Origin of the sequence: Marinomonas sp., from assembly GCF_039940335.1 — a bacterium.
Taxonomy (GTDB): Bacteria; Pseudomonadota; Gammaproteobacteria; order Pseudomonadales; family Marinomonadaceae; genus Marinomonas.
The window spans coordinates 273,711-299,703 of the sequence record NZ_JBDVGW010000005.1 but is presented as its reverse complement, the minus strand read 5'-3'; the positions used below and the strand labels follow the sequence as shown (position 1 = coordinate 299,703).

The 25,993-nt window shown below is 44.8% G+C and carries 24 protein-coding genes; 12 read left to right on the top strand and 12 right to left on the bottom strand.

Going from position 1 to position 25,993, the window contains the following annotated elements; translation table 11 throughout:
* Window positions 1–13 precede the first annotated feature (13 nt).
* The 7 genes from ABJF92_RS03490 (at window position 14) to ABJF92_RS03460 (ending at window position 6,086) form a co-directional block, all read left to right on the top strand.
* Window positions 14–574, top strand: coding sequence for a hypothetical protein (locus ABJF92_RS03490; protein ID WP_446814458.1), 561 nt, complete (start codon window positions 14–16; stop codon window positions 572–574).
* 2 nt (window positions 575–576) lie between these two features.
* The gene (locus ABJF92_RS03485) at window positions 577–1,317 is read left to right on the top strand and encodes a hypothetical protein (RefSeq protein ID WP_446814457.1); all 741 of its coding nucleotides are present in this window, start codon (window positions 577–579) and stop codon (window positions 1,315–1,317) included.
* A gap of 29 nt (window positions 1,318–1,346) precedes the next feature.
* Window positions 1,347–1,790 carry a YHS domain-containing (seleno)protein gene (locus ABJF92_RS03480; protein WP_446814456.1) on the top strand — a complete coding sequence of 148 codons (444 nt, stop codon included), beginning with the start codon at window positions 1,347–1,349 and terminating at the stop codon, window positions 1,788–1,790.
* Complete coding sequence (locus tag ABJF92_RS03475; RefSeq protein ID WP_446814455.1) at window positions 1,790–2,242, top strand: hypothetical protein; 453 nt, start codon at window positions 1,790–1,792, stop codon at window positions 2,240–2,242. Before ABJF92_RS03480 ends, ABJF92_RS03475 begins: the two co-directional genes overlap by 1 nt.
* A 4-nt stretch (window positions 2,243–2,246) precedes the next feature.
* Window positions 2,247–3,992, top strand: a complete 1,746-nt coding sequence (locus ABJF92_RS03470; RefSeq protein WP_446814454.1) for a lysophospholipid acyltransferase family protein — start codon at window positions 2,247–2,249, stop codon at window positions 3,990–3,992.
* A 121-nt stretch (window positions 3,993–4,113) separates the two neighbouring features.
* Complete coding sequence (locus ABJF92_RS03465) at window positions 4,114–5,520, top strand: diguanylate cyclase (RefSeq protein ID WP_446814453.1); 1,407 nt, start codon at window positions 4,114–4,116, stop codon at window positions 5,518–5,520.
* Between the two features lie 26 nt (window positions 5,521–5,546).
* Entirely contained in the window at window positions 5,547–6,086 is a 540-nt protein-coding gene (locus ABJF92_RS03460) for a YgjP-like metallopeptidase domain-containing protein (protein ID WP_446814452.1), read from the top strand.
* 66 nt (window positions 6,087–6,152) lie between these two features.
* Here the strand turns inward: ABJF92_RS03460 and ABJF92_RS03455 are convergent, their stop codons facing one another.
* From ABJF92_RS03455 to ABJF92_RS03420, 8 genes are all read right to left on the bottom strand, one after another.
* Entirely contained in the window at window positions 6,153–6,824 is a 672-nt protein-coding gene (locus ABJF92_RS03455) for a 7-cyano-7-deazaguanine/7-aminomethyl-7-deazaguanine transporter (protein WP_446814451.1), read from the bottom strand.
* Between the two features lie 171 nt (window positions 6,825–6,995).
* Entirely contained in the window at window positions 6,996–7,850 is an 855-nt protein-coding gene (locus ABJF92_RS03450) for a PA4780 family RIO1-like protein kinase (RefSeq protein ID WP_446814450.1), read from the bottom strand.
* Window positions 7,851–8,055: 205 nt separating this feature from the next.
* Window positions 8,056–8,400: a succinate dehydrogenase, hydrophobic membrane anchor protein gene (sdhD, locus tag ABJF92_RS03445; protein ID WP_446814449.1), complete on the bottom strand. Its 345-nt coding sequence runs from the start codon at window positions 8,398–8,400 to the stop codon at window positions 8,056–8,058.
* Window positions 8,391–8,771, bottom strand: coding sequence for a succinate dehydrogenase, cytochrome b556 subunit (sdhC, locus tag ABJF92_RS03440; RefSeq protein WP_446814448.1), 381 nt, complete (start codon window positions 8,769–8,771; stop codon window positions 8,391–8,393). The genes sdhD and sdhC overlap by 10 nt, the downstream gene beginning before the upstream one ends.
* A gap of 41 nt (window positions 8,772–8,812) precedes the next feature.
* The gene (locus ABJF92_RS03435) at window positions 8,813–9,922 is read right to left on the bottom strand and encodes a GGDEF domain-containing protein (protein WP_446814447.1); all 1,110 of its coding nucleotides are present in this window, start codon (window positions 9,920–9,922) and stop codon (window positions 8,813–8,815) included.
* Between the two features lie 134 nt (window positions 9,923–10,056).
* Window positions 10,057–11,289, bottom strand: coding sequence for a DEAD/DEAH box helicase (locus ABJF92_RS03430; RefSeq protein ID WP_446814446.1), 1,233 nt, complete (start codon window positions 11,287–11,289; stop codon window positions 10,057–10,059).
* A 385-nt stretch (window positions 11,290–11,674) separates the two neighbouring features.
* On the bottom strand, window positions 11,675–12,082 hold the full coding sequence (locus tag ABJF92_RS03425; RefSeq protein WP_446814445.1) for a GFA family protein: 408 nt from the start codon (window positions 12,080–12,082) through the stop codon (window positions 11,675–11,677).
* A gap of 25 nt (window positions 12,083–12,107) precedes the next feature.
* Window positions 12,108–13,709, bottom strand: coding sequence for a diguanylate cyclase (locus ABJF92_RS03420; protein WP_446814444.1), 1,602 nt, complete (start codon window positions 13,707–13,709; stop codon window positions 12,108–12,110).
* A 283-nt stretch (window positions 13,710–13,992) separates the two neighbouring features.
* Between ABJF92_RS03420 and ABJF92_RS03415 the strand changes: the two genes are divergently transcribed.
* Window positions 13,993–15,558 carry a sensor domain-containing diguanylate cyclase gene (locus tag ABJF92_RS03415; RefSeq protein WP_446814443.1) on the top strand — a complete coding sequence of 522 codons (1,566 nt, stop codon included), beginning with the start codon at window positions 13,993–13,995 and terminating at the stop codon, window positions 15,556–15,558.
* A gap of 26 nt (window positions 15,559–15,584) precedes the next feature.
* Here ABJF92_RS03415 and ABJF92_RS03410 read toward each other — a convergent pair whose 3' ends face one another.
* From ABJF92_RS03410 to polA, 4 genes are all read right to left on the bottom strand, one after another.
* Window positions 15,585–17,204: a methyl-accepting chemotaxis protein gene (locus tag ABJF92_RS03410; RefSeq protein ID WP_446814442.1), complete on the bottom strand. Its 1,620-nt coding sequence runs from the start codon at window positions 17,202–17,204 to the stop codon at window positions 15,585–15,587.
* Window positions 17,205–17,391: 187 nt separating this feature from the next.
* Window positions 17,392–19,320 carry a B12-binding domain-containing radical SAM protein gene (locus ABJF92_RS03405; protein ID WP_446814441.1) on the bottom strand — a complete coding sequence of 643 codons (1,929 nt, stop codon included), beginning with the start codon at window positions 19,318–19,320 and terminating at the stop codon, window positions 17,392–17,394.
* A 68-nt stretch (window positions 19,321–19,388) separates the two neighbouring features.
* Complete coding sequence (mtgA, locus tag ABJF92_RS03400) at window positions 19,389–20,069, bottom strand: monofunctional biosynthetic peptidoglycan transglycosylase (protein WP_446814440.1); 681 nt, start codon at window positions 20,067–20,069, stop codon at window positions 19,389–19,391.
* 31 nt (window positions 20,070–20,100) lie between these two features.
* Entirely contained in the window at window positions 20,101–22,836 is a 2,736-nt protein-coding gene (gene polA, locus ABJF92_RS03395) for a DNA polymerase I (protein ID WP_446814680.1), read from the bottom strand.
* Between the two features lie 268 nt (window positions 22,837–23,104).
* Here polA and ABJF92_RS03390 point away from each other — a divergent pair, with 268 nt between their 5' ends.
* From ABJF92_RS03390 to ABJF92_RS03375, 4 genes are read left to right on the top strand one after another with little or no spacing between them, the layout of a single operon-like run.
* Window positions 23,105–24,061, top strand: a complete 957-nt coding sequence (locus tag ABJF92_RS03390) for a homoserine kinase (RefSeq protein ID WP_446814439.1) — start codon at window positions 23,105–23,107, stop codon at window positions 24,059–24,061.
* A gap of 3 nt (window positions 24,062–24,064) precedes the next feature.
* Window positions 24,065–24,628: a DUF1007 family protein gene (locus ABJF92_RS03385; RefSeq protein ID WP_446814438.1), complete on the top strand. Its 564-nt coding sequence runs from the start codon at window positions 24,065–24,067 to the stop codon at window positions 24,626–24,628.
* Between the two features lie 42 nt (window positions 24,629–24,670).
* Window positions 24,671–25,306 (top strand): LysE family translocator, encoded by a 636-nt coding sequence (locus tag ABJF92_RS03380; protein ID WP_446814437.1) that lies wholly within the window; start codon window positions 24,671–24,673, stop codon window positions 25,304–25,306.
* Between the two features lie 27 nt (window positions 25,307–25,333).
* Window positions 25,334–25,945 (top strand): MarC family protein, encoded by a 612-nt coding sequence (locus ABJF92_RS03375; RefSeq protein WP_446814436.1) that lies wholly within the window; start codon window positions 25,334–25,336, stop codon window positions 25,943–25,945.
* Window positions 25,946–25,993: the final 48 nt, after the last annotated feature.

Genomic DNA, 25,993 nt, shown 5'->3' with positions numbered 1-25,993 from the left:
CAATGGATTTTCTATGTTAGTAGCACTAAACGACACCTCTAGAGCATGTGGTCATCAGGCGGTATTGCCTGTTCAGCAAGGTTGTCTTGATACTCTTGAGCAAGGTTATAAATTTTTAGCCTCTGTAAATGATGAGCAATACGGCTATGCGGCCGCGCCTCATGTGACCAGTTCCATTGGTGAGCACTTCCGGCATTTACTGGATGTCTTCCAAGCCATCATTAAGGGCGCTAACACCATCGATTACAACCTACGTCGTCGTGGTCATGCGGTTGAAACTTCACGTACTCTTGCTATGGACGAGATGCTAGAGATCATGGCGTGTTTGTCGGCTAAATCGAGTGTTGAGCTTAAAGCGCCTGTGAAAGTAATCTCGGAAGTGACTTTGAGCGAAACCCAAAGCTGTGAAATGACCTCAAGCCTAGAGCGTGAGTTTACCTTTGCGGCGTTGCACGCCAGCCATCATTTCGCCATGGCGAAGGTGACGATCAGCCTGCTCGATCAAGAGTGTGAAGGAGTGGATGAAAACTTTGGTATTGCTCCTGCCACCTTGACGTATCTGAAGGGGCAATAGTTATGTGTTCCGTTTCTTGGCAACTCAACGAGCAAGGTTATCGGGTGTTTTTCAACCGTGATGAGCAAAAAACGCGTGATTTAGCGTTACCGCCTCAGCAACTGTTGGTGGATCAGGTGGATGTACTGATGCCCATTGATCCTACGGGACAAGGCAGCTGGATTAGTACCAATGAATTTGGTTTGTCTCTTTGTCTCTTGAATAACTATCAAGGCAAGCTGCCAACAGGGTGCTTAATCAGCCGAGGCCTATTGTTAAAACAGCTGTCTTGTGCGGATAACTTGGGGACTTTGAAAGAGCGTTTTAACAAGATAGGTTTAAACCAGTTTGCACCATTTATTTTATTAGCCTTTGCACCAGATTTAACGCAAAGCAATCCGGATGTGTGGAGTTATGAATGGGATGGCGAGGCGTTACAAATAAAGCTGACTCAAGCACCACGCTTCTCATCTGGGGTAGACCTTTCACGTGTCGTGGCTTATCGAGAACAGTCGTATGCCTTATGTGGAGGCTCGACACAGGATCATATTGATTTTCATCGTCACCACCACAGCACAGAGCCTCATTTGTCGGTTTGTATGCATCGCCAAGATGCTCATACCGTTAGTTTTACCCAGATATCCGTTACGAAAGGGCAGCAGCGAATGCATTATGTTGCTGGCTCTCCTTGCGGCTGCCTGAATGAGCCTTCACTTGTGAAGAACACGTATCAAATTTTAAAACCCGCTGCCTTGGTCAGTTAATATCAGCCCATATTTAATAGAGGTGATTTATGAAACAGTTATTCGGTATTTTTCTCTTGCTATTGAGTTCTTTTGCGATGGCAAAGGACCCAATCTCCACCGGATTTTTTAGCAACAAAGCCGTAAGCGGCTATGACACAGTGGCTTACTTTACGGAAGGGCGTCCTGTGAAAGGCAGCTCAAAGTTCACAACACGTTATCAGGGTGCTGTGTGGCAGTTTGCCAGCGAAAAGCATTTAGCCATGTTCGAAGCCGAGCCTGAAAAATACGCCCCACAGTTTGGCGGTTATTGTGCATGGGCCGTGTCTGCTAAAAGTGATTTTGCTCCATCTGACCCAAAGCAATGGGCAATTGTCGATGGCAAGCTATATCTAAACTATGATGCAAAAATCAAAGCCCTTTGGGATGAAACACCAGCGTTACATATATCTCAAGCGGATCAAAACTGGCCACAAATGATAGGCAAAAAATAATGAAACAAAAACTCATAAAGTATATCCCGAGCGTGTTCATAGCGTTCATTTTCATACAGTCACTATTTTTTAAATTCACAGGCTCATATGAAACTGAGTTTATTTTTGGCACCTTAGGAGAGTGGTCAGGCATTACATTATTTGGCCAGTATGGTGCCTACTTAGTGGGCAGTGCTGAACTTGTTGCCGCTGTGTTACTTTTCTCTCGCTTGCATGGCTTGGGTGCCGTGATGGCCATAGGGGTGATGAGTGGTGCAATCTTTTTTCACCTATTCACGCCGTTAGGTGTGGTGATGCCGGAATTTAATGCTCAAGGCGTTGTGGTTGGTAATGATGGCGGTTTACTGTTTACCATGGCTTGTATTATTTGGTGTTGTGCTGTGTTTCTGGCTTATCGCGATTTAAAGAGCAGTACAGGTACACTCTATAAATTACTAGTTAAAAAGGTATAAAACGGTGAGTACAAGCCCTTTTCGTTTGCCTCGCTATACTCCGTTTGGCGTGGCTGAATCTTTTGTGGAGTGGCTGACAGGATTGTCTAAGCTAGACTCTTTCTACCAGCAACGTCCAGAGAATTTATCCAGCTTTGAATTTATGCGTTACACCCTGAAAGCCCTTAATGTGGACTACAGTGTGGTCAGTGGCAGTCTAGACAATATTCCAAAACATGGCCCTGTTGTTGTGGTTGCCAATCATCCACTGGGAGCGATTGAAGGAGTTGTGTTAGCGGCGTTGCTATCGACCTATCGACAAGATGTGAAAGTCTTGGCGAATCAAATGTTGAAGCGCATTACTGAAATATCGGATCTGTTCATTGGGGTTGATGTCTTTGGAGGCCAGCAAGCGAAAAAGACCAATGCTTTAGCCATTCGTGATGCGAACCAGCATTTAACGGATGGAGGTTTATTGGTGTTGTTCCCAGCGGGGGAAGTATCCACTTATCCAAAAGGCAGCTCACAACTGGCAGATGCCAAGTGGAGTAATTCTGCGGCTAAGTTTATTAAGCGTGCTAAAGCGACGACCGTGCCTATTTTTATTGATGGTAAAAACAGCGCCTTGTTTTATCAGGCGGGACGCATACACCCAATGTTGCGTACTGCCATGCTAGGTAAAGAACTCATTAATAAAAAAGAGTCAACGATTGCGCTCTCTATGGGGGAAGCAATTCCTTATAGTGAAGTGGCAGAATTCACGAATGATGAAGACCTAGTCAATTATTTACGTATTAATACTTACTTGATGGGGCCTAAAGTTGAAAGCTTAACGAGTCAAGCAGACCCTTCGCAACAGCAAGAGATTATTGCTGCACTGGCGCCTTCTCGTTTACAACATGAAATTGATGCCTTGCCTGCTTCTGCACTCTTGCTCCAGCAAGGCAGCTTTATGGTGTATTGTGCCCCTAGTCGCTCTATTCCCGATTTAATGCAGGAAATTGGCCGTATTCGTGAAGAAAACTTCCGTGCTGTCGGTGAAGGTACAGGCCTGTCTTGTGACCTTGATAAGTACGATGAGTATTATCATCAATTATTCGTCTGGCATGCTGAAGAGCAAGAAATTGTGGGAGCTTATCGTTTAGGTCTGGTGGATGAGTTGATCAAAGCACGAGGCATAGATAGTCTCTATTCACGCAGTTTGTTTAAGTATGATGAAGCCTTTATCGAGAGCTTAGATCATGCCATTGAGTTAGGGCGCTCTGTTGTCTCGGCCAAGTATCAGAAAAACTTAAATTCTTTACTGATGCTGTGGAAGGGTATTGCTAGCTTTGTATCACGTAACCCGACTTATACCCATTTGTTTGGGCCTGTGAGCATTAGTAACGAATACAGCCATAGTGCAAGAGCTTTGATGGCAGAAGCGCTATCAATCCATTTTTATGATCAGCAAAAAGCCGCCTTAGTCGCTGCTTCGACACCGCTAAAACACAGTGAAAAGCCCTTTTGGCAGCCGAATTTGCTGTCTGCTCTTGCCAGTGTATCTTTGCTGTCTAAAGTACTGACAAAAATGGAATCAGGTAAAGGTTTACCTATCTTATTGCGTCAGTATTTGAAGATGAACGGTAAGCTAGTCTGCTTTAATGTGGACCCGGATTTTAACGATACGTTAGATGGTTTAATTGTGGTGAATTTAAAAGATGTTCCGGTTAAAACACTGGCTAAATATATGGGCAGGGAGGCGGCAGAAAATTATTTAACGCTACCCTAAGCTATTTCATATACTTTATCTTATGGCCTTTGTTGTAGATTCTGGTATGGTTTTATTTTATTAGTGTTATAAAATTTAAACTGACCTGAAAGGCTTAGTTGTTCAATAAAGGGAAACTTATATGGATGCTAAGATAAACAATGAACTGCAATTAGATGACTTTCTAAATGTCACGACAGTAGCGATTGCATGGAGTAATCGCCGTACGCAGCGAGTTGAGTATGTCAATCCAGCCTTTGTCGATATGTTTGGCTATACATTGGAAGATGTTAGAGATTCTAATGTATGGCTAACTAATTTTTACCCTGATGAGCACTTTCTTCATAACGTTTTTTTACCTTGGCGTGAACAGGAAGACAAACGCCAAGATCAGGGACTACCCGCCACGCAATTAGAACTGCAAGTGTGCTGTAAAGATAAGCGCTCCCGCTATGTACGCCTTCGTTATAAACTCATCGGAGATAAGCGCCTTATCCACTTTGTGGATATTACGGATTATTGGGTAACGTCTCAGCGTTTAAAACTACGCAGTGAAATGCTGGATATGGTGGTTAAAGGCTCAAGCTTGCCAGAGATGTTGCATGCCATAGTAAAGAAAGTTCAGGACGAAATTCCTGAGTCTTTTTGCAGCGTTCTCTTACTTGATGAAACCGGTACTCGTCTTGTCATTGGGGCGGCGCCAGATATGCCTGAATTTTACAACAACGCTATTCATGGTATTGAAATTGGTGCAAAGGTCGGCTCTTGCGGTGCGGCCGCTTTTTTAAATAAACGAGTGGTTGTTGAAGACATTAACACGCATGAAAATTGGCAAGCGTACCTACCACTTACTCGTGAAGCGGGGGTGGCGGCCTGTTGGTCGCAGCCTGTACGAGCATTGAGTGGTGAGGTCATTGGTACTTTTGCAATCTATCATACTAAGCCAGCAACGCCTTCTGAAAAAGATATTGAACTGATTCATTTTGCAAGCAATGTTGCCAGTATTGCGATTGAAAATCGCCGTAGCCATCAAGCTTTACAGCAACGAGCTTTCTATGACCATTTAACAGGTCTGGCTAATCGTGGCTATTTTTTAGAGCAAGCTGAGTCGGCGATTGAGGCGGCCATAGTTAACCGTCACTCTCTGGCAATGATCATGATGGATGTTGATTTTTTTAAAGAGGTAAATGATCAATACGGCCATAAAGTGGGCGACATGGTGCTGCAAGCATTATCTTCTGCATGTGAAGAGGAGTTGCGCAGCGATGACATTATCGGCCGTATGGGCGGGGAAGAGTTTGCTGTTATATTGTCGAATACACCTCAGCCCCAAGTGTTGGAAATAGCCGAGCGTTTACGCAGCAGGTTAGCCTCTTTGAACATGGTTAGTGATGATCAAATGTCTATTACATTTACCGTTTCATTGGGTGTCGCATATGCTAAACCTGATGATGAGTATTCTGTCGACGCCTTACTGATTAAATCTGATAAAGCTTTATACAAAGCCAAAGAAGCAGGACGAAACTGTGTTGTTTTAGAGGCTTTTTAGCCCTTCAAGTGTGAAAAATAATAACCATGAATGCACCTTCTTCTTTGGATCGAACACTTACTACCAATATTAAGCGCTATTTGGGGGCCTATAGCCCGCAAATCCAGCAACAAGTTCACACATTAATCGCATCGGGCAAGTCGGCAGACTGGCTACTGAAAAAATACCCTCAAGCCCATGCTCTAAGTTCAGAGCGGCAGCTATACGACTACGCTATGTCCCTTAAAAATCAGTTTATGCGGAGCTCTTCACCCATCAGTAAAGTTGTTTACGATGATAAAATACACGTCATCAATAATGCTTTAGGTATGCATACTTATGTTTCTAGAGTGCAAGGTAGTAAACTAAAGGCAAAGCATGAAATACGTATTGCTCGCCTTTTTAAAAGCACCCCAGAAGCCATGCTGAGAATGATCTTAGTGCATGAACTGGCTCACTTAAAAGAAAAAGAGCACAACAAAGCTTTCTATCGTTTGTGTTGTCACATGGATCAGGACTATCACCAGCTAGAGTTTGAGTTGCGACTATACTTGGCACATAAAGCTGTCGCAGGGGATGTCTGGTAGATATTGCAGGCATAAAAAACGGCTGATACATTGCTATGTCAGCCGTATTTTATGATGAACCCCGTTTTACGCTCGTGCAGATTTAAATGACATATCGTCATTGATATTAGTGAGTTTCTTCGCTAAGTAGCTGAGTAACATGCCATACATGGGGATGAATAGACCTAAACTGATCAGCAACTTAAAGCCATAATCCGCCAGTGCAATCTCTTGCCAATGCTGAGCCATAAAAGCATCAGGACTTTGGTAAAAAGCAATGCCAAAGAAAGCTAGCGTATCAAGACCGTTACCGATTAGTGTCGAGGAAGCAGGAGCTATCCACCAAGCTTTCAGAGCGCGTAAGCGATTAAATACTTGAATATCCAAGGCTTGGCCTAGTAAGTATGCTATTAAGCTGGCAATCGCAATGCGTGCCACAAACCAATTAACGGTATTGAGAGAGTTTAAGCCTTGGTACTCGCCCTGATAAAATAGTACCGAGATAGCATAAGACAAAATTAATGAAGGCAGCATAACAAAGAAGATGATTCTTCTTGCCAGTTGCGCACCAAAAATTCTTACCGTTAAATCGGTTGCTAGAAAGATGAACGGAAAACTAAACGCGCCCCAAGTGGTGTGGAAACCAAAAATGGTAAATGGGATTTGCACTAGGTAATTACTAGAAGCAATGATTAGTAGGTGAAACCCAGCAAGATAAAGCAGTGCCTTGCTCAGTTGAGCTTGATTGAATTGACTCATATTGTGGCCTTTTTCGTTAGTTTGGGGTGAGGGAACCCAAAGGGAAGTGTTTGCTCAAAATGGTATTTAGACAAAAACTTCAACTTTCATGATAAACAAACGATCCATGATCGAATGCGGAGCGAGATTATACATTAACCAGCGCTTCTGTCTATTTTTCAGGCGATTTTTTTATTCTTCGTTAGCTGCACTGATACGCTCTAAGCGCTCCTGTTCTTCGGCGAAGGCTTCTTTGATCTCCAACAGAACTGAGTCCACGTCGGCGTCGTCTTCTGGTTCGTCAAACAATCCGGTGAGCTCTGTGTCTGGGGTCAGTTTACCTGACTCGTAGATGGCCCAGATTTCTTTTGCGAACTGAGTGGAGAGTAACTCTGGGGCGAACTGTCCGTAGTAATCACGCATATTGTTGACGTCTCGCTCTAACATCCATTCGGCATGGTTGTTAGACACCGCATCGACCGCTTGGGGAAGGTCGATAATAACAGGACCATAGGCATCGACTAAGACATTAAATTCAGATAAGTCACCATGTACTAAGCCAGCACACAGCATGCGTACAATGTCACGAATAATGTCTGTAAAGTCTTCTCTTGCTTGATCCGCCGACATGGATACATCATTTAAGCGTGGAGCCACTTCACCATCGTCGTCTCGGATGAGCTCCATGAGCAGTACGCCATCGAAACAGCCGTAAGGCTTGGGAACCCTGACGCCAGCGTCAGCCAATTTGTATAAGGCGTCTACTTCAGCGCTATGCCATAGGGACTCTTGTTCTTCTCGGCCAAATTTAGAGCCTTTCTCCATTGCGCGGGCGCGACGGCTGTTGCGTACTTTCCGACCTTCACGATATTGAACTGCTTGTTTAAAGCTGCGCTTGCCTGCATCCTTGTAAACCTTAGCACAACGAATATCTGAGCCACAGCGGACAATATAGACCGTTGCTTCTTTACCACTCATTAATTGTCGTAGTACTTCGTCGACCAAACCATCTTCAATAAGAGGTTGTATTCTTTTTGGGATTTTCATGCTTCTCCTTATACACGAGACAGATGATAGATGAGTTTGGCGACAGAGTAAAAATGTCTCCAACAGTTCCCAATAAAATACTTATGAAAAGTGGTTCAGGATATATGTTGGTTGGATGAATCTTAGGAAATAGGGCTTCGATAGTGTGAAGCCTGAGAGGTGGCAGATAGCAGCAAACTTGTCTTTGCTCCTATCTGCCAGAGACTTAAAGCCCCCAGAGGATATAAAGCCCTAGCAATGCATAAATTAAGCTACCTGCTTTCACAACCAGCAGATATGTGCCATTCATAGCTGGTGATTTAATATAGTCTGTTCCTATCTGCCAGCCCGCTAGAACGGAGTTTAAACAGATTACCAATAGGGTCACGCTAGAATAGAGTTTGAACCACAGAGGAGAAAACAGTTGCTGCCATTCCTCATATGAGGCGCCAACACAGATCACTTGGCTAATAAAAACAACCGCCCATAAGCAAATTGCGGCATTGGCAATGCGCTGGAAAAGCCATTCTCTTGTACCGCTACGATTACTGCTTGCTGATGTTACGCCCATAACCAAACTCCTGAAAGAATACTAAGTAGACCGGCTACCACCAACACTGCAAGTGAGATTTGCTTGCCTGATTCAAGCTCTTCGAAATGCCCAAAGTCTTGAATGATGTGCTTACTGGTGGCGCAAATATAATAGCCCAATGCTGTTAGTAATCCCCAGACAATAAACTGACCCAAGAAATGACCAGTGAAAAAGTCTTTCATAGTCTGGTGACCCTCTGCAGAAGATAAGGAAACCAATAACACAGGCAAAAAGATAGCGAGTCCTACCCATAAAATGACAGACGACACGCGATGTAAGATAGACACGAAGGCGGTTATTGGCAGGTTGATGGTTGCAATATCCAGATTAACCGGTCTTTCTTTACTCATAGATTTCTCCAAATTAGAGTTAGGTGGCGAAGTTGAAACAATTATAGCGCACTGGGCTTATGGGATGCGCAGCTTTTTTTTAAGGTTGGGAAAGAATGTAGGACTGTATTACGCCCTGAATTCTTTGCAACATACAAATTTTTGTCTGCCACGGTGAACACCTCAGTCATTGAACTGGCTTGCGAAGAGAATGCAATACCAATACTGACGGTTACTCCAGAGCAAGGCGGGAGGTCAAAGCCTTCTATGCCAGCGCGAATTTTTTCAGCTAAATCGAGTGTTTGCTCTGTCGTTTGATCCATAGTTAATACCAAAAACTCCTCACCACCCCAGCGACCGATAATATCGTTGGCATGAATGACGCGACGGAGTTTGGCTGCAACACTTGTAAGTACTGCATCACCCACTAGGTGACCATGCTGGTCGTTTACCTGTTTAAAGTGGTCGATATCGATCAACAAAATTGCGTAGTTACTCTTATCATGCATCTCATTAAGCTGTAGCTTTTGAAAAATATTTTCGATGCCGCGTCTGTTGAGTATGCGAGTGACCAGGTCAATATAGGCCAGATCTTCAAGGGTATTCACTTTCTCTACGACTTGAAGAGCTTTGGTTCGTAATTTAACCACGGTCCATAGAAGAATAATGTAAGCGAACTGAGCAATGGCAATGTTCATAACGACACTTACTGAATCAGCAATATTGTGATGCTGAATTAGCGCCATATAATGACCAACAACGGTAAGTATAAAAACAATAATAGTAATGGTGACCGCTCTTCGAACCTCTAAGAATAAATACGCGATAACATAATTTAGTCCTAACCATTGTGAAGCGTTGGAGTAGAGGCCCTCTGAGCCACTGTGATGCCAAATACTAGAGCTCAAAAGATAACTGGCGACGATAAAATAAGTAAATAAAAATAAGCGCTCTTGGCTGATTTTATTTATGAGGCTGAGAAGGTAAGTAACTGTAAAAGCAGTAATGCATAAAGGGTAGGCACCTGCATCAAACGTAGCAATCATAGTACTGTTTGAATCAATGACCCAAGTTACAGAAAAACAAAAAATGGCAAGCAGCAATAAACGACGAAACAACGCCGGATTAAGAGTGGTGGTATTTTGCAAATCAGTATTTATCTGTTTGTACATTAGTAAATTCTTATTATCGTGTACTGAAGAGGTGGAAATTGTGCAACATTATACAGGATTTTCACCAGTTGAGCGCTTTTTGAACATTAGAAATACAGACAAGAGTGTTTTTACTCAGGGTATATAAGTGTCAACTATCGACGCCTATTTCTTTGTTTGTTCCCTCGGCTTTGCCCTAGTGCTTTGGCCCGCAAAGTTTTTTTAGAAGGGGCTCGACTAGGGTTACTTGTTTGCTGATCTTGCCGAGGCTCGAAGCCTGGGTACCACTGGCAAATCAATGATTCACCTAATAGTTTCTCAATATCTGTTAACAAGTAATGCTCTTTTTCACACACAAGCGAAATAGCGAGTCCTTCTTCTCCAGCACGACCAGTACGGCCAATACGATGGATATAATCCTCCGCGTTATAGGGAAGCTCATGATTAATAACATAGCCTAAGGCTTCAATATCAAGGCCTCGGGCCGCAACATCCGTTGCCACTAAGGCGCGCACCTCACTATCTTTAAAGGCTTGCAAAGCTTTGTCTCGAGCTCCTTGAGATTTGTCGCCGTGAATAGCTTGCGTCTTGATACCGTCCTTGAGCATCTCTTTGGCAAGTTCGTCCGCACCTTGTTTTGTACGCGTAAAAATGAGTACCTGTTGCCAGTTCTTTGAACCAATGAGGTAGGAGATAAAGGCACTCTTCTTGTCTTTATCTAGGCTATAAATCCGCTGCTCTATTTTATCGACCCGGGTATTTCTCTGACTAACTTCAATTAGCTTGGGTTGCTTCAGTAAGCTCTTACTTAAAGTGAATACTTCGTCATTAAAGGTGGCAGAAAAAAAGAGGGTCTGCCTGCCATCGGGTAGTTTTTTAAGAATACGTTGTATATCAATGATAAAACCCATATCCAGCATGCGATCTGCTTCGTCTAGCACCAGAGTGCGGAGCTGGCTAACATCAATTAAGCCTTTCATTAGCAACTCTAATAATCGCCCTGGGGTTGCGACGAGAATATGGCAACCTGCCTGGAGAGCACTTAACTGCGGATTAATGCTGGCTCCACCGTAGGCAACAACAGATTTTATTTCTGTATCTTGGGCATACCTCAAGACACTTTGGTGGACCTGTTGGGCCAACTCCCGAGTGGGAGTAAGAATTAAGCCATGGATCTGGTTTTCCAGTGATGCAGATAGTAAACGGTGTATGAGGGGTAAAACAAAACTAGCTGTCTTACCCGTGCCCGTTTGTGCGCCGGCCATAACATCTTGATTTGCCAACACTTCTGGAATGGCCTCACGTTGAATATCGGTCGGCTGTTGGTATTGCAAACTTTCTAATGTTGCCAATAGTGTGGGGTGCAGGCCAAGTGCTGAAAAACTCATTTTATTATGCTCTTTTACAGAAGGAAGGACTAACGAGGTGATCGTTTTACCAGTGTTAAACAAGAAAGTCCGTATAGCACAATAATTAGCGCGGTGAATATAGAAGGCGGAAGGCCCCAATGTAGGCTAATGGGTCGGATCATCACTAGGCTAAACGCTACCGGAATGATCAGCAGTAGCATACGTTTCATGCTAAGTGTTACTAGGAACCCTTCATCACATGCATGGCATGGCTGTATTCTACGTAAGCTTTTTTTAAGCGAAGAAAATGGCAGTTTTGTCTGGCAGTTTGGACATTTCATGGGAACAACCTAATTAACACTTAATAACCTGAAAGAGCCTTAGTTTGAAGGACTCTCTCAGAGGTTACAAGAAATACGTTTATCTAACTCGGCATCTTCTCAAAGCTAGGTACATCTACGAAGCCTTGGTCCCAGTTACCGCGACTGTCAGTGAAAATATGAGCTTGCGGGCTAATTTCCACGGGTGTATTTAAACACCCAGCAGGCACTTTTACTAAACCGCGAGTAGGGATATCTGTTGGTAGGTTTGAGCCGCAGGTACGGCAGAAGGTTAAACTGAAGTGTGTTTCTGGATGCTGATACAATTGTAGGTTCTCCTCGCCACTCAACCAGTCAAGTTGTGCCTCAGGAGCAAACAGGTTGGCGCAATGGGCACTTCCTGATGTTTTTTGACAACGGCTGCAATGACACAAGAAAAATTTCTTAAACTCGCCTTTGAGTTCGAAATTAGCCGTGCCGCATAAGCACGAACCAGTATAGGTTTTACTCATCTTAGGGTGCCTTTTTCAGGATGAATCAATAACTCTGAGTGCGATTGCGCCCAGCACTTTTAGCACTATATAAGTGCCGATCTGCTAATTCAAATAAACTCTCACCAGGTTCTAAATTGTGGCTACAGGCGACACCTAGAGAAACCGTTAGTGGGTGTTTTTTGAGAGGCTGGTCCATGGTCATATTGAGGCTAAACACTGCTTCCCTCATGCTTTCAGCAATAGTGGCAGCGGTTTCTAAATCCGTTGAAGGCAAAATAATGGCAAACTCCTCGCCACCATATCGCGCAACAACATCACAGCGGCGTTTTGCCTGCCGTTCTAATGTTTGGGCTACCAGTCTCAAACAGTCATCACCTGCTGCGTGCCCATAAAAATCATTAAAATTTTTGAATTTATCTATGTCACAGATAATAAGAGAAAGAGGCTCTTTGGTTCGTTCAATTCGGTTTAGTTCCCGTTGGAAAATCATATCGTAGTAACGTCGATTAAAGAGCCCTGTTAGACTATCGATTGTGGCACTGTGTTCGGCTTTAACAAGCTGACGCTCTTTTTTTAATGCCCAGATAAGGCAAAGTTCAATGATAATAAAGCCTAGTATGCCGTATAGAATATTCATGGCGAAGGCGCTGCGAAACGCCAAAATCATATCTGAAACATCACTCCATATAAGAATGAACCCTGCCGGTGTTGAATCAGCTTTTTGCATGCCCTGGTAATCATAGAGTGGAAAATAGGAGTTGGATAAAAACTTCTGACCATTTTGAACCACCCGTGCTTCGGGGGCGTTGAAGCTCTTATTAATGGTTGTTTGATTAAGTACTTGCAGTGCGATTTTTGAAGTCGTGGATGAAGCCTCAAGGTAATACAGGGAATTTGGATACTGGTTAAATTTCGCTTGCAGCAGCTCTTTTTGCATTCTTGGTTCTAAATACGGTTTAGAAAGGAAAACTGCGGCATCAAAATCAAAGTTATTAGTTAACACTGGTAGCATTTGATCGAACGAGGTACCTACTTCCACCGCACCAACATAAACATCTTGCTGGGTTTCAGGGTCTTTTGCCCAGATAGGTGCAACACCTTTCAAGCCACTGTATATTTTGCCTGTTTCAAAACCAAATTTAGGGCGTCTTTCCGCATTGGTATCGACTACAGCACATTGCAAGTGCTCCATTTTGTCACCGAATAAATCAGGTTTATGGACGCGTAAAAAACTTACATTGTCGGGTGCTAAATAGTAGTGTAACTGACGGATTTGGAAGGCTTGGTTCATTTTTTTCCAAGCAGGTTGTAGTTTGTTTAGAAGAGCCTGCCGAGCTTGCACTGCTTGTCTTTGAGTACTATTGCCTATTTGCTCTAGGGCTTGCTTCCCTGTTAGCAATGCTTGATTCCACTCATCTTGCTGACTAATAAAAGTAGCGAGCTGTAGCATGCTTTGAAAAGACATTTTTATGGCAACATCGAAGGCTCTATGATGGTCTTCGGCATGGTGCTGAATATCTGAGTGTAGGGCTTTTCGGGCATTACTATAATTTAACGAGACAAAACAAATATCGAGTAGCAATATGATTGTACTGAGGTATAAGAAGGACTTTTTTGAATACTTTATATCGAGTCGTAGAGGCATAATTCTGCTCATCCCTTGTCATGATTAACGTTATGCAGGGTGACGCTTTTATTATTTAATACGTTATAGTCTAGCGACTTGTTGGGGAAATTGAATCAATATTTGATAGCAACTGGAAATAAGGCAACCGATTAAGCTGTTTATTGCCTGTTTTTTATACTAAAGTTGTCACTTCTCATTTGCTTTTGCTCGATAGAATATGCCGTTTTTTGTTTTCCCAATACGTTGTTTGACTTTTTTCTTAGTGTTTCTCTTTTCCCAGCTGAGTTTAGGGCAGGCATCTGTGAACTTGTCTGGCAAATCCATCGAATTTGAAGACATCGGCTTATGGCGCTCCCTTGAAACTTTGCCTAATGGTTCCTTACTTCCCCCTTGGGAAAACGATACGTCCAATACGTCTAATACTTCGATTGTTGGTCATTCAGGCGTTTACGTGACGGACATACCGCTTACCTCCAGTCATGCGCAAACCTGGTATGTGGTGTTGATGGCTAACTTTATGGATGAAGGGGATGCTTATTGGCAGCCAGAAAACGGCAAATTGAAATACATTGCGAACTTTTCTCAACTAGATGCTTTTTCCATCCCGAAAGCCATGCATGTGCAAAGCTTCCCTCTTGCTCTTCAAGCAAATGAAAGCGGCAGGTTATGGATACGCATTAAAGCTAAGCATTACCCAACGCCAGCGCCCATCGTTATTCATTCAGCGCAAAGCTTTTATCATTACCAGTTTATCGTCAACACAGTGACCAGTGGCGCTGTGACTGTGATGTTGACCTTGGCATTAATTGTTTTGGCATTTGGTATCAGTACCAAACAAAGTTTGTCTATTTTATGTGCTGGTTATGTGGGCTTACACGGTATTGGTTGGGCGATGGCTGCAGGTTTAATGGGCAGCCTGTTAGGGCCTTTACCGATCAATTTAACCTATGGCGGTATCTATTTATTCCCGTTCGCGATTGCTTTTGCAGCGCTCTTTACCCGAGAGTTGTTTGATACGCAAGAGACTGCCTCTCGTTTAGCGAAACACCTTATGTTATTCGCTAAAATGTGCCTAGGTGCCGGTGTTTTCATGCTGTTTATTCCTTTTCAGTGGGCGTTTTATTTATCCCATGTTATCGCCATGGTTTGGGTACCCCTTAGTCTGTATGTGGGGTTTCATCGTTTGACCAAACGAGACTTTAGAGCGAAGTATTATCTGGTAGGGAACCTGCTTTATGGAGTGTCACTGTTTTATTTTCTCACTTCGCATACCCATATAATTCAGGGTTTAGTCTACCCAGAGCTGGTGGTTTTAGTTGCTCTAGCAATTGATTGTGTTTGTATTGTTTTGTCTTTATCTGAGTGGCTGAAATTGCGCCAAAATGAGTACCAACAAATATTATTTGAAGCGCGAATCGATTCTCTTACGAAGGTGGGTAACCGTTTTTCATTGGATGAAAAGCTGGCCACGCTAGATAATAAAAAATACATGATCGTCTTCATCGATTTAGATGGCATGAAGCAGATCAACGACAGTATGGGGCACGAGGCGGGAGATACATTTCTTATCGAAGTGGCTAACCTTATGACGGGGGCATTAGGCTCTTATGGGCATGTGTACCGTTCCGGAGGGGATGAGTTTGTTTGGTTGGTGGCGTCAGACGAAGTCATTAGTAAGGAACAAAAAGAAGAGATAGAAAATATCATTCTTCAAATAAATAGAAAGCTACGAGTGCGTTGGCCAGAGGCAGGCTTGAGTTATGGGATCTCGACTAATGAAGAAGCCAATGATCAGTTTGAGTGTTTGGCTTATGCGGATCAAAGTATGTATGAGCAGAAATTATTGAAACGCCAAGTAAGCGAGTAAAATTCGCATACTTGGCGTTATCACGTCTAGATTTTAAAGTAATTAATATCCTTGTTTAGCTTAGTCGACAGTTGATCTAGCGCTAGGGTTTCTTGGCTACTGGCTTTAAGAGATAAACTGCTTTCTTTGGACATATTCGCAATTTCTTGAATTTCTTCGTTGATATCCACCACGGTAGAAACCTGCTCCGAAGTTGCTTCAACAATTTCCAATACTCTTTGCAAAGAATCTTTAGATTGCTCCTGAATATTGGTTAGCAATTCGCTGGCTTCATGGGTGAGTGCTAAGCCATTTTCGACTTGCGGTACAGTGGTTTCCATTGCTTTTACTGCCGCCAGTGTATCTTCTTGAACTTGGGTAATCATTTTCTCGATATCCCCCGTTGCTTCCCCTGTTCGCTGTGCAAGGTGCCTTACTTCATCGGCAACCACAGCAAAGCCTCGACCCGTTTCACCTGCACGGGCGGCCTCAATAGCGGCGTTGAGAGCCAACAGATTTGTTTGATCGGCAATTTCGCGGATAACGTTGATGATGTCACCAATATCTCGAGTGCGTTCTTGTAAACGATTCACCTGCCCTACCGTGTTGTTCACCGTCCCGGCCACTTTTTCTATTTCGTTCGAGACTTTCTGTACCGCCTCTTTTCCTTGTTTAGACAGGTCGGCTGCGATATCGGAGTTATTGGCGGTTTGTTTAACCTTTTCTGATATATCGTTAATGCTTAACTTCATTTGATTAAGCTTATTTACGGCAGAATTGGTGTATTCCAATTGTGTGTCTGCCGCAACAAGTGATTGCTGAGTACCTGCCGCCACGACTGCTGAGCGCTGTGATAGCTCATTTGCTGAAGTGACAATGCTGTTCACAGTGAACACCAATTGCTTCTGCATAATTTCAACCGAGGACATCATACTGTCATCGCAGCAAGACGACACTTGACCTCGCAAATCCCCTTTAGCAATTTCTGCGATAACAAGAGCTGCCTCTTGAGGTTCGCCGCCAACGGAATTGCGAATTCTAATACTGATAAGGTAAGCAACATACACGGCAATAAGGGTCGCTAAGCTTGTGAGACCTATCATCCAATTTTGGAAATTACCTGTTACTGACCTAGTTTCATCGGTAGCGAGTTGATTGGCAGTCTCTTCCAGATTGATGAACTCATTAATGATCGCTAACCATTGGGTAAAAGCAGGCCTGGCTTGATTGAGTAGTAAGCTTTGAGCTTGCTCGAGATTTTGGTTTTGTTTGGCCTGAATGATCTGTTTAATCAAGGGTAAGGTTTTGCTCTCGACGGCTTGGATCTTTTTGTACAAGGCGCTTTCTTGCTGTGTCATAGTGAGCTTAGGAGACGCCATAAGCTTGACCGATTCCTGATAGAAGCTATCTAGCTCTTCGATCATGGTGACGGATTTAGCTAACTCTTCAGGGTTTCGTGACAACACAACGTCTCGAATCGCAATGGCTCTATCATGAACACTGCCACGGAAGTTAATGGCATAGCGTTGTTTGATTGAGTTAACGTCATTAATTTGCGTAATAGTCGCATCAATAAAGTTAACACGATGAATACTAATGACAGTGAGCACTAACATCATAATGATGGTGATGCCAAAACCTATAATAAGGCGGGTATTAATCGTCATGGAGGAGGTTCCTAAAGGCAATATGGTTCGAGTTCAGCTAAGTGTAGTTGTATATTCTCGAAGTGTAGTTTGAGCTATCCACACAAGGAGAGCAAACAAATAAAAGCTATGATAAAGATAGCCAATTTGTTGTATTAAGAGAAGTTTTTATGCAACAAACTGGCTTTTTAGCATAATGATCAAAGGGTTAATGTGTTGCAATTGTATTGAAAACAGCTTGTGAAATTAGGCTTTCTTTTACCTTGGTCCGCGGCACGGCTTGCTCAAACCAAAAGTTCATCGGCTGCTCAAAGCCAATGCCATGCATGTAGTTATACAGGGCCTTACGAAGACCCTTGCCGAGCATGTCGTGGTCTGTGCCGGTGGGGTCTGTAAAATCAACATCGTTCTCGGCAAATTGGATGTCAGAATGGGGTTCTAATGTAATGCCATAATCTTGTGGGCGTATGCCGATTGGGCTGTGTACGGTTGCTGCAAAGCGATGCCAATAGGCCGATTGGAAACAGCCTTGCGCCATCATTTGTCGCACCATTTCCAGTGAATCGACGGTTTCTTGATCGGTTTGGGTGGGAAAGCCATACATCAAGTAGGCGTGTACCAAAACATCGGCATCACTGAAGGCTTTAGTGACTCTCGCGACCTGTTCAACACTGACGCCTTTCTTCATTAGCTTTAACAATCGGTCCGAGGCGACTTCTAAGCCGCCACTGACGGCAATGCATCCAGAGTCCGCCAGTAACTGGCAGCGTTCTGGGGTAAAGGTTTTTTCAAAGCGAATATTGCCCCACCAGCTGATCACCACACCGCGCTCAATAAGCCGATTGGCTAGCGCAAACAGAGCTTTTGGTGGCGCGGCTTCATCGACAAAATGAAAGCCCGTTTGGCCGGTTTCTTCGATAAGCTCTTCAATCCGGTCCACCAATAAATCAGCCCCAGCGGCATCATAGCGGTCAATATAATCTAGGCTGACATCGCAAAAGCTACATTTACGCCAATAGCAGCCATGAGCAATGGTGAGTTTATTCCAACGGCCATCACTCCAAATACGGTGCATAGGGTTAAGCATGTCACATAAGGATAAATATTCACTCAAAGGCAAACCATCGTAGATAGGAGTACCCACGTCTGATTGAGGAATATCATGTAGCTCTTTGTTGTCGTTCAAATGCACATAGACCTGCCCCTGCTCATCTTCGGCAAGAAAGTAAGTACGAACTAATTCGTCTAGCTGGCGCTCACCAGCAAAGTATTCCAGCAAGGTCATGAAGGGGCGCTCCCCATCATCAAGGCAAATAAAATCTACAAATTCAAACACACGAGGGTCTTTTAGCGCACGCAATTCGGTATTCACAAAGCCACCACCTAACACCACCGGCAAATCTGGCTGAATGGCTTTACAGGTTTGCGCAATACGCAGAGCCCCGAGCATATTGCCAGGAAAAGGCACGGTGAGTGCCACAACACTGGGCTGGGTTTCTTGCAAATACTGCTCAACCAATTGTTCGAGTATCTCAGCGCTAAAACTGGGCTCATCTAGCAAGGTGTTATAAAGATCGTCAAAACTTGGGTTGGCGGCGGCTAAACGTTCACCATAGCTACTGACTTGAAAGTCTGGATCCACACCTTGTGTAATAACAGCACACAAGTCATTTATGAATAAGGTGGCCAAATACTTGGCTTGATCCTGAATGCCAAGATTACCAAAGGCGGTTTTTAAGATATCACCGGACACGGCTTCCATTTGCGCTATAGTGTCAAAGGCGGGGCCTTCCGGTAAAAAGCGTCGTGAGACAATGCGTAGGGCAAGGCTCGAGTCCTTACCCTGCAAAAAACGAATGACAGGCTCAACACACAGGCGATAACGGTCAAATTCGGCCAAAAAGTTGAAGATAACATCTGGCAACTCTTCATCCGCGAAGGCTTCAAAATTGGCTTCAACGTGCTGACGAATAATATCCAGTGCAGATGCTGTCATCATCTCCAAGAAAAGCTCAATGGCAGGGTCTCTTTGTGTCGCCTCATAACCCCGTGAGCGTAAAAAGCCCGTTAAATACGCCGTTGCTGGATAGGGCGTATTGAGTTGCGTCATGGGGGGAGTCATTAGAAGAACGGTCATAGCCTGCCTTTAAGCGTAACAACTGAAAAATAACAGGCATTCTAGCAGTAAAGAGAGGCCTTAGCCTGCTAATTATCGAGTATAGGGGCAAGGTAACCACTGCCAAGTTGCTGCATCTGACGCTCCACCCAATCGGCCCTTTGACGCAGATTTGGTGTTAAACGGTTTGGGTCTCGTGTTCGAGGGCTGGGCAATAGTACGGCTAATCGTGCAGCTTGATTGCCTGTTAGATGACGGGCAGAGCGACCAAAATAATGCTGGCTCGCAGCGTCGATACCATAAATGCCTTGGCCGAATTCCGCCACGTTTAAATACACTTCTAGAATACGTTTTTTGCCCCAAATGACTTCAAGGCTAATGGCTAACCCTGCTTCTAACCCTTTGCGAATAAAACTTCGCCCCGGCCAGAGGAAAAGGTTCTTTGCCGTTTGTTGAGTAATCGTACTGGCGCCACGCAGGCCTTCGCCATCATCGTATTGACTGAGGGCTTTAGTAATAGCAACAAAATCAACGCCAAAGTGCTGAGGAAAACGCTGATCTTCGGAACCAACAATCGCTAATGGCACCTGAGGTGGCAGCTTATCAATACTGATCCAATGGTGAGTGACGGGATAATCACTTTGCAGCATAAATGCCGTTGTTGGGGGTGGTACAAAGCGGAACAACAATAAAAATAGTACTAAGAGTAACGCCGCACGCCAGATGACAAACCATATCCAACCGAAAACACTTTGTTTACGCCTTGTCATTTGAAGTCTCTTTATCGATTTAACGAGGCGCTTAATGCGCCTCGTCCCAGTTGTTACCAACGCCTGCTTCAACCAGCAAAGGCACGTCTATTTGGCTGCTGTTCTGCATGATGTCGACGATTTTCGCTTGTGCGCTTTCAAGGTCGTTTTCGGCCACTTCGAAGATCAATTCATCGTGTACTTGCAGGATCATTTTCACGTCTAGGTCGGTGTCGGCGAGCCAGCTGTGCATCTTGATCATAGCGCGTTTGATGATGTCGGCGGCGGAGCCTTGCATCGGTGCGTTGATCGCGGTGCGTTCGGCGGCTTGGCGCATCATGGCGTTGCTGGCCTTGATGTCAGGCAGGTATAAGCGGCGACCATAAATGGTTTCCACGTAGCCTTTCTCTTTCGCGCCTTCACGGGTGTTCTCCATGTACTGTTGCACACCTGGGTAGCGCTCAAAGTAGCGTTTGATGTATTTCGCCGCTTCTGGTCGGCTGATATCCAGCTGCTTCGCTAGGCCAAAGGCTGACATGCCGTAGATCAAGCCAAAGTTAATGGCTTTAGCGCGACGACGCTGCTCTGTGGTGACTTCCTCTAAGCTGACTTCGAATACTTCCGCTGCGGTGGCTTTGTGAACATCGGCATCGCGGGTGAAGGCATCGAGCAAGCCTTTGTCTTGCGACAAGTGCGCCATGATACGTAGCTCTACTTGAGAGTAATCCGCGGCCAGTAGTTTGTAGCCTTTTGGTGCGACGAACGCTTGGCGAATGCGACGACCTTCTGCGGTACGGATCGGAATGTTCTGCAAGTTTGGATCAGTAGAGGACAAACGCCCTGTGGCAGTGATTGCCTGATGGTAAGAGGTATGGATGCGCCCAGTCGTTTGGATCATTTCTGGTAGCTTGTCAGTATAGGTTGATTTGAGCTTAGATAAACTGCGGTGCTCCATGATTAAACGTGGCAGCTCATAATCCTGCGCTAACTCCTGTAAGATGGGTTCAGCAGTAGAAGGCTGGCCTTTCGGGGTTTTCTTAATGACTGGCAAACCTTGCTTTTCAAACAAGATAACTTGTAGCTGTTTAGGTGAGCTCAGATTGAAGCTTTCACCGGCCAGTTCATGCGCTTTAATCTCTAGTTCTTGTAGCTTGGCACCGATCTCGGTGCTTTGTAGATGCAGTAACTCAGGGTCGATGAGAGCGCCCGTTTGCTCCATTTTCGCCAGTACTGGCACTAGCGGACATTCGATGTCTTTAAAGATACTGACAAGCTCAGGTGTTTGTTCCACTTGCGGCCAGATTGCCTGATGCAGGCGCAGGGTAATGTCGGCGTCTTCGGCGGCGTAGAAAGCGGCTTGTTCCAGTTCGATTTGGTTAAACGTCTTTTGCTTCTTACCTTTACCGGCTAACTCTTCAAAGCTGACACAAGTGTGGTTTAAGAACTTTTTCGCTAGGGTATCCATGTCATGACGAGAACTCACCGAGTTGTAAACATAGGACTCGAGCATGGTGTCATAAGCAATGCCGCGAAGCTCAATGTCATAGTTGTTCAACACATTGGCATCGTACTTAAGGTGTTGACCGACTTTTGCTTTGCTGTCGTCTTCAAGCCAAGGCTTCAATTGCGCCAATACCCAGTCACGATCCAGTTGCTCTGGCGCGCCTTCATAGTCATGGGCAAAAGGCACGTAGGCCGCTTTACCCGGTGAGACAGAGAAAGACACGCCGACCAGCTCTGCAACCATATAGTTTAGGCTGGTGGTTTCGGTATCAAAGGCGACTAACTCAGCGTCTTGAATAGTTTTTAGCCAAGCAGCAAAGCTCTCTTTATCCAAAACAGTGTCGTATTCAATCTCGATATTGGCCGCGACAGGGGCTGCTGCTTGTCCGGCGCTATTTACCGTATCACTGGCGGTTTCAACGCTTGGCGCTTTGTCTAGGTCTGCCAGCCAAGTTTTAAACTCCAGCTTAGCGAACCATTCTTTAAGCGTGGCTTTATCCGCTTCGCCATTTTTAAGTTCAAGTGCATTGAAGGGCAGTTCGACATCACACTTGATGGTGGCAAGGGTGTATGAAAGCTCGGCCATTTCTTTGTGTTCGGCCATTTTCTTGGCCATGGTTTTTGAACCACGAAAGCCCAAGTCAGCAATGTCATCAAGGCGCTGATAAATGTCTTGTATGCAGCCTAAGCCTTGCAACAAAGCCAAGGCGGTTTTTTCGCCCACGCCAGGCACACCAGGAATGTTATCCACCTTATCACCCATTAAAGCGAGATAATCGATGATCAATTCTGGTGGAATGCCAAACTTGTCTTTGACACCTTGAATGTCCATCACGGTATTGTTCATGGTATTTACTAGGGTGACTTTCTCTGTAACCAACTGAGCCATATCTTTATCGCCAGTGGACACTACCACTTCACGACCCGCTTCACCGACTTGCTTGGCGATGGTGCCAATCACATCATCCGCCTCCACGCCATCAATAATCACTAAGGGAAGCCCCATGGCTTCTACCATACGGTGAATGGGCTCAATTTGCGGGCGAAGATCATCCGGCATAGGTGGACGCTGTGCCTTGTACTCACTGTAGATTTCATCGCGGAAGGTTTTACCTTTGGCATCAAAGATGATCACCATTGGAGAGTCAGGATAGGTTTTGATCAGGCTGCGGATCATGCTGATGACACCACGAGTCGCGTTGGTAGGGTGCCCGTCGCTGGTACTCATGGGGGGGATCGCATGGAATGCTCGGTAAAGGTAAGACGAGCCGTCTACCAGAATCATAGGGGGTGTTTGTGTTGATGAATCCGTAGCCAAAATAAGACCTCTAAATGAATCGGCGATAATTGCTATCTATTCTAAGCGCTTGCGATGATTTTTGCAGTCTTAATGCTCATTAATGATGGAAACTCCTTATGGCTTGCAATTCGTTGCTATCTGAAGGAATAAATCACGCTTTTGCTTAGAACGAATTGACCTTTTCCTGCTTATTGTGGAGCATAGGCTTTTGGATTTTTAAATTACCCTTTTACGACATTTATAGGTAGCAAACTTGGCTGTTTACACTTCCCTTTCGGACTCTGACATGCGGGCCTTAGTGGCTGATTATTCTTTAGGCGAGCTGGTTTCTTTTCAAGGGATCTCAGGTGGTGTTGAAAACACCAACTATTTTGTGAACACCACAACGGGCAAATACGTTTTAACTTTGTTCGAAGAGTTTGAGTTTGAGGAAGTGCCGTACTTTCTAGATGTTGTCGCACATCTACAAGAAAAAGGTTTCAATGTTCCTGCGGCGCTAGTAGACAGTCAAGGCGAGCGTTTGCGGATGGTCAATGAGCGCCCAGCGATTATCGTTGACTGCTTTAGCGGGCAGGAATTGGCCTCGACTAATGCCAATACTTGTCGTGAGATGGGAGACGTACTGGCGAAGTTACACCTTGCGGGAGAAGACTTTCCAACGCAGCGAGAGAGCCATCGCGGTATCGCTTGGTGGCATGAAACCAGTCGTTTGCTAGAGTCTGAGTTAGAGTCTGAACAATTCAGTTTGTTAAGTACTCAGATTGCTCAGTTTGATACCTTTATTGCCCAACATGGGGATCTGCCTAAAGCGACCATTCATGGGGATTTGTTTTATAACAATACCTTGTTTAACGGTGAAAAACTGTCGGCCATTATCGACTTCTATAATGCTTGCCACACTTGGGTAATGTACGATCTAGCCATTGTGGTAAACGATTGGTGCAGTGATCGTGCTACTGGCGAGTTGGATATGGAAAAATACCAAGCGTTACTGACGGCTTACACTGCTCAGCGTGTGCCGAGCGTAGCAGAGCAAGAAGCCTGGCCATATATGCTTCGTATTGCTGCGTTACGTTTTTGGTTGTCCCGATTAGAAGCGTGGCATGGTGCGAAAGATGACCCTGAGCGTTTGGCTCAACAGCATGATCCAAAAGAATTTCAACGAATTTTAGAGGCGCGAGTGAGACATACTCCAGCGCTCATGGTGTAACACATGAAACATTTTTGGCTGGCGCTTGTTGGCATCTTTTACTTGGGGAGCAGTCAAGCGCATCCTCATGTATGGGTAGACTCCCAGTATCAGATTACGGTGGACCAACCTCAAGTGGAGTATATACAAGCGACTTGGTCGTTTGATCTATTTACTTCAACCAGCCTGATTGTTGAGTACGATGTGGATGCAAATGCCCAGCTTAGTGGCCAAGAAAAAGTAGAGTTGATTGAAGTGCTTAGCTCGTTTGACCAGTACAACTACTTTATCAAGATGGTTGTAGATGGTTACCCAATGGCACCTAAAAGCGTAGACATTTTGGATCTTGGTATCAAAGATCAAATGTTGTGGGTGAGCTTGCGTATTCAGTTGCCTAAAAGTGTCGATTTAGTGCGTGATACATTGAGTTTAGCGTTCGGCGATGATGAGCTGTATTTTGCTATGGTGCCTTTAGAAGAGGGCCTGCTTAGATTGTCTGGTGCCTATGCAGAAACGTGCACGCTCATTTCTCGTGAAGCAGAAGAAATGGCCGTTGAATCTTGGGTCGATCTGCAGTGTTCCCCTTAATTTTTCCGTGGTTTATGTCATCCCTTTCGTTGGAGTTGTAACATGCTAGAGCATTTTCAGTGGTTTTCGTTTTTGGCTGCCATTATGGTACTGACCATGAGTCCGGGGGTAGATACCATCATAGTGATGCGTAATTCTGTCACAGGAGGTTGGAAACTAGGTTTTTTAACCAGCTTGGGCATTTGTATGGGCTTGTTTGCCCACGCCACGGTTTCCGCTTTGGGGTTGTCGGTGATTCTACTTGGCTCGGCAGGCTTATTTACCGCTTTTAAATTGCTCGGTGCAGCGTATTTAGTTTACTTAGGTGTGCAAGCGCTGCGTAGCGCTTGGCGCCCTAAAGGCATGACCTTTGATACTAGCAAAGGTCCTAAAGCGTTAACATCATGGGGAAGCTTTCGCCAAGGGTTGCTTTCTAACGTGTTGAATCCCAAGCCTATTATTTTCTATATGGCATTTTTGCCTCAGTTTATTGATCCGAGCCATTCGGCATTGGCGCAGTCACTTTTTATGGCCTCCCTTCACTTTATCATAGCGATGGTGTGGCAAACCTTTCTGGCTCTTATGGTTCATAGAGCGAGAGTTTGGCTAGCGCGACCAAAAGTTGCGCAAGTCTTGGATGGCCTCACAGGCGTATTGCTGGTGGGCTTTGGTGTTCGTCTCGCGTTAAGCCAACGCTAAGCGAGTCTCTTATGTGGAAACCACTCAATGAGTTTACTGATCTCAACTTGGATAAAATTCTTCTTTTTATTCGCTCCCTTCTTTGTGCTTTCAATGTTCTTAGCTTTAACCCGAGGCGAATCCGCCGCGGCGCGTAAGCAAGTCGCCAATAAAGCTATTATCGCCGCAATCGCCATTGCCTTAGTGCTACTGTTTTTCGGTAGTAGCTTATTTGCGGTACTGGGCATTACCCTCGACTCCTTCCGAATTGGTTCCGGTATTTTGCTTTTTATGTCGGCGCTAAGTTTGGTAAAAGACGGCACTCGTAATCATGCCGTGGGCATGCCCAGTGAAGAGCGAGATGATGTGTCTGTGGTGCCGTTGGCCGTTCCAACTATTATTGGTCCTGCCACAATTGGTACGATTCTGGTGTATGGTGCGGAATTACAAGGCTGGGATTTAATTGTTGGTCTTATGGGGCTTTTGCTGGCACTAGGCTCTCTGCTTGTGCTGCTGTACTCTTCATCGATAATCGAGCGCCTATTAGGGCGTACTGGCCTGAATGTCTTATCGAAAATTACCGGTCTTATTTTAGCGGCGATGGCGGCACAAATCTTCATGAGTGGCGTAATGGGCTTTCTACAACCTATGGTCAGCTAGATCACCTATCGACCTGAAAGAAGGAGAGTTGCGATAACGGCTTCTCCT